This window comes from Synergistaceae bacterium, assembly GCA_017540085.1.
In the GTDB taxonomy this organism is placed as follows: Bacteria; Synergistota; Synergistia; order Synergistales; family Aminobacteriaceae; genus JAFUXM01.
On the sequence record JAFYBQ010000007.1, the window covers coordinates 1 to 8,773 of the forward strand.

The 8,773-nt window shown below is 49.9% G+C and carries 10 protein-coding genes; 7 read left to right on the plus strand and 3 right to left on the minus strand.

Going from position 1 to position 8,773, the window contains the following annotated elements:
- The 5 genes from IKQ95_01310 to IKQ95_01330 all read left to right on the plus strand — a co-directional run.
- A partial coding sequence (locus IKQ95_01310) for a transposase (GenBank protein MBR4195331.1) occupies nt 1–194 on the plus strand: 194 nt, incomplete at its 5' end.
- 129 nt (nt 195–323) lie between these two features.
- Nucleotides 324–659, plus strand: a complete 336-nt coding sequence (locus tag IKQ95_01315) for a tRNA-binding protein (GenBank protein ID MBR4195332.1) — start codon at nt 324–326, stop codon at nt 657–659.
- A 68-nt stretch (nt 660–727) separates the two neighbouring features.
- Entirely contained in the window at nt 728–1,894 is a 1,167-nt protein-coding gene (locus IKQ95_01320; GenBank protein ID MBR4195333.1) for an iron-containing alcohol dehydrogenase, read from the plus strand.
- On the plus strand, nt 1,894–2,379 hold the full coding sequence (locus tag IKQ95_01325; GenBank protein ID MBR4195334.1) for an NAD(P)H-dependent oxidoreductase: 486 nt from the start codon (nt 1,894–1,896) through the stop codon (nt 2,377–2,379). The genes IKQ95_01320 and IKQ95_01325 overlap by 1 nt, the downstream gene beginning before the upstream one ends.
- Before the next feature lie 93 nt (nt 2,380–2,472).
- The gene (locus IKQ95_01330; GenBank protein MBR4195335.1) at nt 2,473–3,291 is read left to right on the plus strand and encodes a transporter substrate-binding domain-containing protein; all 819 of its coding nucleotides are present in this window, start codon (nt 2,473–2,475) and stop codon (nt 3,289–3,291) included.
- Between the two features lie 6 nt (nt 3,292–3,297).
- On the opposite strand, the gene nikR is transcribed toward IKQ95_01330, so the two are convergent.
- The 3 genes from nikR to IKQ95_01345 form a co-directional block, all read right to left on the minus strand.
- Nucleotides 3,298–3,711, minus strand: coding sequence for a nickel-responsive transcriptional regulator NikR (gene nikR, locus IKQ95_01335; protein MBR4195336.1), 414 nt, complete (start codon nt 3,709–3,711; stop codon nt 3,298–3,300).
- The gene (locus IKQ95_01340) at nt 3,701–4,105 is read right to left on the minus strand and encodes a hypothetical protein (GenBank protein ID MBR4195337.1); all 405 of its coding nucleotides are present in this window, start codon (nt 4,103–4,105) and stop codon (nt 3,701–3,703) included. Before IKQ95_01340 ends, nikR begins: the two co-directional genes overlap by 11 nt.
- Before the next feature lie 126 nt (nt 4,106–4,231).
- Entirely contained in the window at nt 4,232–6,661 is a 2,430-nt protein-coding gene (locus tag IKQ95_01345; protein MBR4195338.1) for a DUF3536 domain-containing protein, read from the minus strand.
- Between the two features lie 226 nt (nt 6,662–6,887).
- Between IKQ95_01345 and IKQ95_01350 the strand changes: the two genes are divergently transcribed.
- A complete protein-coding gene (locus IKQ95_01350; GenBank protein MBR4195339.1) occupies nt 6,888–7,712 on the plus strand; it encodes a transporter substrate-binding domain-containing protein in 825 nt (274 codons plus the stop codon).
- A 3-nt stretch (nt 7,713–7,715) separates the two neighbouring features.
- The gene (locus IKQ95_01355; protein MBR4195340.1) at nt 7,716–8,621 is read left to right on the plus strand and encodes a transporter substrate-binding domain-containing protein; all 906 of its coding nucleotides are present in this window, start codon (nt 7,716–7,718) and stop codon (nt 8,619–8,621) included.
- Nucleotides 8,622–8,773 lie beyond the last annotated feature (152 nt).

Here is an 8,773-nt window from a genome sequence, read left to right on the forward strand (position 1 = left end):
ATGGGATACAACTGCGAATAGTAGACAGATTTTATGCAAGCAGTAAAACGTGTTCCCGATGTGGACATATCAAGAAGGATTTGAAGCTGTCAGACCGTGTATATGAGTGTACAGAATGCGGATTAGTAATTGACCGAGATTGTAACGCCGCATTAAATTTGAGAAGCTGTAAGAAATATAGTACCGCTGGCTAGACGGGAATTAAAGCCTCTGGACTGTCGGACAAGCCTTAGTAGCACAGCGAAAAGGGACAGGTTGAATGAGGAATAATCGAAAGAGTGTTAGTAACACAAAATTACACTTTTTACGTAGCAGATGTTATCATGGCAGTATATGACGATTTCGCAAAACTCGACATCAGAGCCGGGACAATCATCAAGGCCGAGTCATTCCCGAAAGCAAGAAAGCCCGCCTACAAGCTCACAATAGATTTCGGGGCTGACATCGGCATAAAGCATTCAAGCGCGCAGATTACGGACTGTTACACGCCGGAGAGCCTCACGGGGAAAAAGATTCTTGCTGTGGTAAATTTCCCGCCCCGGCAGATCGCGGATTTCATGAGCGAAGTTTTAGTGTTAGGGACAGACAGCGGGGACGGAATCATTCTTGCAGTTCCTGACATGGCCGAAAAAGTTTCGGACGGCGATAAATTGTGCTGACACGCTGCCATAAACCGCGCTCGAACATGCTATGATTCACCCATCACAAACACAAAGGAAGATGAATAATGTTAGGCGATTTCACATACTCCAACCCTACCCGGCTTTATTTCGGGAAAAACGCGCTTGACGGCCTCGCCAAAGAGCTGGCCAATTACGGCAAAAATATTCTCCTCACTTACGGCGGAGGAAGTATCAAGAAGAGCGGAATTTATGACTCAGTCGTCGCTGTCCTCAAGTCAGCAGGAAAGAACATCGTAGAACTCCCCGGCGTAATGGCAAATCCCACCTCCGAAAAGCTCATTGAAGGCGCGAAATTAGCCCGCGAGAATAATATTGACCTGATATTAGCTGTCGGGGGCGGCTCAGTCTGCGACTACTCAAAAGCCGTATCAGTGTCAGCATATTATGACGGAGACCCGTGGGAAAAATACTTCCTCAAGATGGAGGAGCCTTCCTGCAAAATTATCCCTGTCGGCTGTGTCTTGACGATGGTCGGCACAGGAAGCGAAATGAACGGCGGAAGCGTCATCACTAACCACGCTCAGAAGCTCAAGATCGGGCATGTTTTCGGGGACAATGTATTTCCGAAATTCTCAGTCCTCAACCCTGAGTACACGTTCACCGTTCCGCAGTATCAGATGGTAGCGGGATTCTACGATATTATGTGCCACATCTTAGAGCAGTATTTATCCGGCACAGACGATAACACATCAGATTACATTTCCGAGGGCCTCATGAAATCCCTCGTCAACAGCTCGCGAATCGCCGTCAAGAATCCCAAAGATTACGAGGCAAGAAGCAATATCATGTGGACAGCAACATGGGCATTAAACACGCTCATAGCAAAAGGAAAGTCTACGGACTGGGAAGTTCACATGATAGGGCAGGCAGTCGGGGCCTACACGAACGCAACGCACGGTATGACCCTCTCAGCCGTATCACTCGCGTATTACCGCCATATACTGAAGGACGGCCTGAAGAGATTCGCACGTTTTGCCGTAAATGTCTGGGACGTTAATCCCGACGGCAAATCAGACTCAGAACTCGCAGAAGCCGGACTCAAAGCGTTAGAGTCGTGGATGAATGAGATCGGAGTCGTAATGCACCTCAAAGATTTAGGCGTTACCCCGGATATGTTCGAGGGAATAGCGGATGCTACGTTCCTGCTTGAGGGCGGCTACAGGAAATTAACACGCGCTGAAGTAATCGACATCCTGAAGGAGAGCATGTAATGAGCCGGGTACTTGTGGCGTACTTTTCCGCGAGCGGTGTTACAGGGGCAGTCGCAAAGAAATTAGCGGAGGCTTCCGGGGCTGACCTGTACGAGATTCGCCCGGCAGTAAAATATACATCAGCCGATCTCAACTGGCAGGACTCAAACTCACGTTCAAGCATTGAGATGAGGGACAAAACCTCGCGCCCTGAGCTTGCCGACAGAGACGCAAAAATTTCCGGCCATGATGTTATATTCTTGGGCTTCCCTATTTGGTGGTACGTTGCCCCGACAATCATCAATACATTTCTTGAGGCTTACGACTTCAGCGGGAAGAAGATTATTCTTTTCGCGACATCGGGCGGTTCAGGATTCGGGAAAGCTGTTGACGGACTCAAAGCCAGCGCGCCGGGAGCGTCAATACAGGAAGGAAAATTATTCCGCTCGTCAGTATCAGTGAATGAGCTAAAGAAATGGGCGGAAACTTTCACCCGTCAGCAGTAAAAATTCTTTCTCCCTTGTGAAACGCAGGGGAGAATTTTTTTGCCACCTCTGCGATATAATTACCGTCATATTTTCCCGGAAGGAGCGTAAAACATGAAGAAGATATTTTTTGCGTCATTCATTGCCGTATTAATGGCCTCATGCGTATTTGCCAGCGTGATTATGACGGCGCGTGTAGGTTTCCTCACGAGGCTGAACACATCGGAGGAAGAATTTTCGCGCATAATACAGAACAGCGACAGGACAAAGGGCTGGAATCTCCTCTCGAATCGGCACGAGCTTTACGGCGTTAAGTTCTATGACTCTCTGAATCAAATGCTGATGGCACTGGACAAAAACGACATTGACGAGATCGCCCTGCCTGACGTTGTTGCGGACTATATCATCAGGAGTAATCCGGCGTATGAGATTTGCTGCATGGCTCAGACTGTCGCGCCCATGAGTCTGGCATTCGGCTTCAGTAAGGACAGCAAGACTCTGGCGTGGAAATTTGACCGCGCAATACGTGAAATGAATGAAGATTGGACACTCCCGGAAATTCAGGGGATGTATATCTACAATGACGGCAGGACAAAGCCCGTAACATTCGCGAAATTTGAGGACGCTGAGACAGTCCGGGCAGCTGTTACAGGAGACCTTCCCCCGATAGACTACATTGACGCTTCCGGGGATCCTTCGGGTTTCAACACGGCACTTCTTGCGGAAATCGGCCGCCGTCTGAAGGTGAATATTGAGCTTGTGAATATCGAGGCAGGCGCACGGAACACCGCGCTCATGTCGGGAAAGGTTGACGTTGTTTTCTGGTACGAAACCTCAAAGGGTGCTGAATGGACTCTTGACGCTCCTAAAGGTGTAATCCTTTCCGAGCCATATTACAGCTGGAACAAGTTTTACCACATCAGGAAGAAATAGCCCGCGCTAAATCTCTGTTGCAACGTTAATGCTGAGGCTCTTAATCCCGCGAATGTTCCTGAGAGCCTCGGCGAGTTTCTGTATATCCTGCGAGTTTCCTTTGGTGATGATACATTCGAGGCATGAAGAGTGACTCAGGTGGACATGAGTCGAGCATATAATCACGTCCCCCGAATCGTGCTGCGCCGCCGTAAGACTCCGTGTCAATTCCGGCAGATGATGATCGTAAATGATTGTGATTGTCGCGCAGATTTCGCCCTCACTCCCCCGCCACCTTTCGCCCGAAAGATATTCACGCATTAGACTGCGGACGGCCTCGGATCTGTTCTGCCTGTTCTCCGCGTAATATGCTGTCTCGAACTCGGTCAATAATTCTTCCGGGACTGTTATGCTGAAGCGCGTGAGATTCTCACTTTGCATTTGATTTCCGGCGTGTTGTTTTTGCTGACGGCTCTTCTGACTCTTCCGGCTCTGAGTATTCCACATCGATGACATTGCTGTTTCCTGTGGGAATTTCCTTGCCGGTGAAGTGCTTGAAGCAGTATTTTCCGCCCGCCCCGAAAATCGCGGTGAGAAGCCCCCATCCCAAGAAGCTGAATAGATATGACGGAAGTATGAACAGCACGAAATATATTATCGTGAAGATGAACCCGCCCAGGCAGACGAACATAGGGGAGAACACGAGAAGGAGAATGCCGCGGTCTTTCGGCTCAGAGTTTCGCCAGATGTTGAGGACGAAATCGAGTCCGCCCATATACAGCGAGGGCTTCAGGAATTTCACCGCGAACTGCTTTATTTTGTCGAATGAGAACATTTTGTGAGTGCGCCTCCGTTTTTGTGCGTAAAAATTTCCGCCTATTATAGCGCAGTGAACACGGCCATGAAGTAACGCGCAAAAAAATTCCCTCCCCCGACAAATTTCAGAGGAGGGACAATCTTTCTACCCTCGCAGGACTTTCAGAAGCTCATCCGAAAATTTCAGCTCATGCCCTAAATCATAGAGGGCTTTACGCATTCTTTCCGGCTCAGTCCGCAGATTGTCGCCGTATTTCTTCAGCAGTTCATAGTACAGATTCTGAGCGTCCGACAGGCTCAAATGCCACTCGAATTTCTCATTGAATATCCCGGCAATATCGTTCAGAGTCTCGACTGACTCCAAATCAAGACCGCCGACACACATTGACGTTAATATTTCAGTCATGCAGTCCGAGAAAGCCACCCTTATGCGCTCCTCGTCCGGCTCAACCCTCCAGAATGTCGCAAGCTCAAAATCTCGTCTTATCCCGGCCGCGTCAGGCAGACTCTCTTCAAGTTTCTTCACGATCTCAGAAGTCAGCGTGAACTCAGCCGCAACAGTCAGAATCGCAGGAGGCTTCGCGCCCAGTAACGTCAAATGCTCCAATAACTGCTCATAGTTTCGGACTCTCCCCTTCACGAATCCTTCGAGGCTGTCAATGTCCTGCTGTAAAAGCTCGTTGATTATCCTGTAGCGCGAATTTGACGGGATATTGTTCAGCGTGTACTGATCGTAGCCGAATTTCTCGAACAATAATTTTTCCCGGTCATCGCTCTCGTACATGGCCTGAAGCTCTATAACCTCATCGGGCGTCAATTCCTCCGTGCTGTTTGCCTCGCATATTCCGCACGAGATTAACGCGCCTCCGCCCTGCTCGCCCTTGTTGACGTTCACCGCAAAAAGGTACTGCCCTTCAAGCCCGGTGATGTTCGATTTCACGTGAACTTTTCCCGCAGAGAACAGCGAGCTTCCGTCATCGTCAGCAACATTGAGCGCACTCCCGGCCATGTCCCAGCAGCCTTCGGAAAATTCCCGCCTGAAGTCGTCAAAAAGCGATGTGATCCCGTAATATGCCGCCATCTGTTTGCGGTCTGCCCGGCCCTGTTTCGCGCGCAATTCGTAGATTTTCCCGCCGTCTTGCAGTTCGGGGACGTTGCTGGGTGCCTCAGATAACATTCTCATAAACTCAGGCTCTAAATCCTCGCCCGTTAGAAGTTTGGCAAGCTCTATCGCCCGCGCCGCGTACCTCATAATCTGCACCGGCTCAATGCGCGAAATTTCGTCAAAAAACCATCCGCATGACGTGAACATCAAAAGCGAGTCCCTCTGCATTTCTAGGAACATTAACGCCCTGACTCTTTCCTCAGAGGATAATTTACGTATACAGTGCTTCTTGAGGAATGAGTCTACATTTTCGTCTGACCTGTCGAGAATCACATCAATATAATCATTCCTTGCGTCCCAAACGTCATGGAAATATCCGCACGACTCGTAGATTTCCGCGAGCTTGTCCCGCAAATTATTCATGGCCTCGCGCAGGGGTTTGCGCCATCGGTGATGGTATCCCGGAGTCCCGTCCCCGCAGGAGCAGTCATCGCACCATCGCTTTACGCCGTGAGAACAGCTCCATGATGATCCCTCGACTATCTTCACTTCCCATTCGGGCGGGTAAAATTTCAGGTACTCTCCGTAAACCGTCAACTGCGCCCCGGCTGTATGCTCTAGGCATTCGAGGCAGTAAGCCAGTGCCATATCCCCGTGCGCGTGATGATGTCCGTATGACTCTCCGTCTGTGGCAACATTGCACAGCACCGGCTTACCGTAAGCGGCATTCACTGTGGCAAGCTCATGCGCGAATGCCCCGCCGTCGTCAAGCAGACCTTCAAACGCTATACGCTGGGACAGTACACCGTCATAGAAGAATATATTTATGCTCCGTCCTGATGGTAGCTCGCAGACATACGAGACTCTTGTGTCGACTTTTCCGCCGGAGACATCCTGCCAGCCTCCCCAGCCTTTTACGCGGGCGGATTTTGCCTGATAGGGGGACAGTACGGTGAAGATTATTCCGTTCTCGGCTAATACTTCTAGGGTCTCGGTGTCAACAGCGCACTCAGCGAGCCACATTCCCTCCGGCATTCGTCCGAAACGTTTTCGGAAGTCAGCTATTCCCCATTTGACTTGGGTCTCTTTGTCGCGCCGGGAAGCTAACGGCATTATGATGTGATTGTAGACTTGAGCCATTGCCGGGCCGTGTCCTGAATACCGCTTTATGCCCTGCCTGTCGGCCTCAAGTATCGCGCTGTAGCAGAGCGGATCATTTTCCTCAAGCCATGACAGGAGGGTAGGCCCTATGTTGAAGCTGATTCGTGAATAGTTGTTGCAGATTCGGCGGATATAGCCCTGTTCGTTAAGTATGCGTGATGCGGCGTTGCGGCTGTAACATTCTGCGGAAATTCTTGCGTTCCAATCGTGCCAAGGGGCCGCGGATTCCTGAAGCTCTACGGTTTCAAGCCAGGGATTTTCGCGGGGCGGCTGGTAAAAATGTCCGTGAATACATATATAGCGCGGCAAAGTAACATCTCCTTCCGTAAACATAAGTTTCTTTTCTGTCTAATTATACTCATTATCGGCAATAATGCTCTCAAAACAGCGATTGATTTTTTTCACGGATAAATTTACATTGACGGAATGACGCAGGCAAAACATTAGACGGAATTATACGGGGCGTTTGATTTTCTGCGCGAATGATTTAATATTACCTAGTATACAAAATTTACACACCGAGGTGTTAATCTCAATGCGGAAAATATTATCATCACTTTTGCTTCTCACACTTCTTGCCGGAATCGCCTCTGCTGACCCGATAAGAGCCGGAATCCTCTCAAAGCTCAACATGACTCAGGAAGAGTACAGCGAGCTAATATCGAATGGGCGCAAGGCAGGCGCATGGGACTTCTTCTCATCAAAGCCGGAAGACAGAGAGATAGCCTTCAAGTTCTACGACTCGCTTCAGGCCATGCAGCTGGCACTGAACGCCGGAGAAATTGAAGAGGCCGTTTTGCCTGAAGCCGTCGCCGAGTATGTCATGAATGTTACGGGGCAGTACAGAGTAACAGCTATCGCAAAGACAAGGCCCGCGTACCTCGCATTCGGTTTCAGGCTTGACGATGCCGGCAAAGCGCTCGCGGCGAAATTCAACGATGCAATATTCGCAATGAAGGCTGACGGGACTCTCGCGGTTCTTCAGGGGCAGTACGTCTACGAGGCAGGAATCGGAGACCCTGAGACAGTCGAGTTCAGGAAGTTCGACAACGTGAAGGACAAAATCACGATAGCCGTAACAGGCGACCTCCCCCCGATCGACTACGTTGCGGCGGACGGAACTGCGGCGGGCTTCAACACCGCTGTAATCGCGGAAATCGGCAAGCGTCTCAATGTCAACATCGAGCTGATATACATCATGTCGGGCGCGAGGGCGGCTACTGTAATGTCGGGGCGTGCTGACGCTGTGTTCTGGATTCAGGGCTTCAGGGACGTTCCCAAACATTCAGACATTCCCGAAATGCTCGTGCTTTCTGAGCCTTACTACGAGTGGAACGAATTTCTGTTTATTGCGCGCTAAATCATGAAAAAATTTCTTGCTGCACTTCTGCTGATGTCTCTTTGCTGTCCTGCGTGGGCTGAAGAAGTCGTGAAACTCGGTATGCTTGGCCAGATGGGAACCAGTGAGGAGGCATATCAGAGGGGCTTTGACGATTTCAGGGCGAGAATATCCGCTGCTAATCTCCCGAAAGATATTTACTCTTATCCGTTTGTGCGTGAACTTCTTGCACACAGGAGGACAATACATTTCTACAACTCATTGATGACAATGCTAATGGGACTGCGTTCCGGGAAGGTTGACGAGGTAATTCTCCCTGAAAGCACCGGGCGTTACGTCATGAACCTGAACACAAACTATCAGGGCGAAAATTACACTTCAATGTTCACGCTTCGTTTGTCGTTCGGATTTCTTGAGGGTAACGAAAAGCTGAGGGATGAATTTAACACCGCGCTTTCGGCCATGAGGGAAGACGGTACATTAGCCGCGCTTGAAGCTGAATACGTCCACAACCCCGCGCCTAAAGTCAGGTCTCATAACCCTGAGAGATTCCCCGGAGCTGAAACGGTAACGGTAGCTGTTACGGGAGATTTGCCGCCTCTTGACATGTTCGCGGGAGACGGTAAACCTGCGGGCTACAACACTGCGATATTGACGGAAATCGGCAAACGTATTCACAAAAACATGCGATTCATGAACACGGACGCAGGCGGACGCTCCCAGGCTCTTACATCGGGCCGGGCTGATGTTCTTTTCTGGTGTCAGACCGCCGAGAATGAGCAGCTCAATCAAGCAGCCGATGAAGACCTTTACGCGCTTTTCTCCGAGAATCAGCCGGGAATGATAATGTCTGATCCCTATTACACATGGAACAGGGAAATGATACTCAGGGTCAAGAGTTCGGGCGGCTTTCTCGGCATATTCAAGTGAAGGAAGGAATAGTCAGTAACCTCACGGCTAAAGCCGGAGGCTTGTAAAAGCCTTGACTGACTAGCCTTAGCGCAAGCTACGTTGCCTGCGAATATATAGTTACCTGCGAGCGTAAATCCTAACTTGCAGCTCTAAGGATTATGGTTAAAAGC

Bases quoted from the DNA above. Each gene is read 5' to 3' on its own strand.
- IKQ95_01330 (MBR4195335.1), top strand. From the start codon at position 2,473: ATGAAGAAGATATTTTTTGCGTCATTCATTGCCGTATTAATGGCCTCA.
- IKQ95_01315 (MBR4195332.1), top strand. From the start codon at position 324: ATGGCAGTATATGACGATTTCGCAAAACTCGACATCAGAGCCGGGACA.
- IKQ95_01320 (MBR4195333.1), top strand. From the start codon at position 728: ATGTTAGGCGATTTCACATACTCCAACCCTACCCGGCTTTATTTCGGG.
- IKQ95_01340 (MBR4195337.1), bottom strand. From the start codon at position 4,105: ATGTTCTCATTCGACAAAATAAAGCAGTTCGCGGTGAAATTCCTGAAG.
- IKQ95_01350 (MBR4195339.1), top strand. From the start codon at position 6,888: ATGCGGAAAATATTATCATCACTTTTGCTTCTCACACTTCTTGCCGGA.
- nikR (MBR4195336.1), bottom strand. From the start codon at position 3,711: ATGCAAAGTGAGAATCTCACGCGCTTCAGCATAACAGTCCCGGAAGAA.
- IKQ95_01355 (MBR4195340.1), top strand. From the start codon at position 7,716: ATGAAAAAATTTCTTGCTGCACTTCTGCTGATGTCTCTTTGCTGTCCT.
- IKQ95_01325 (MBR4195334.1), top strand. From the start codon at position 1,894: ATGAGCCGGGTACTTGTGGCGTACTTTTCCGCGAGCGGTGTTACAGGG.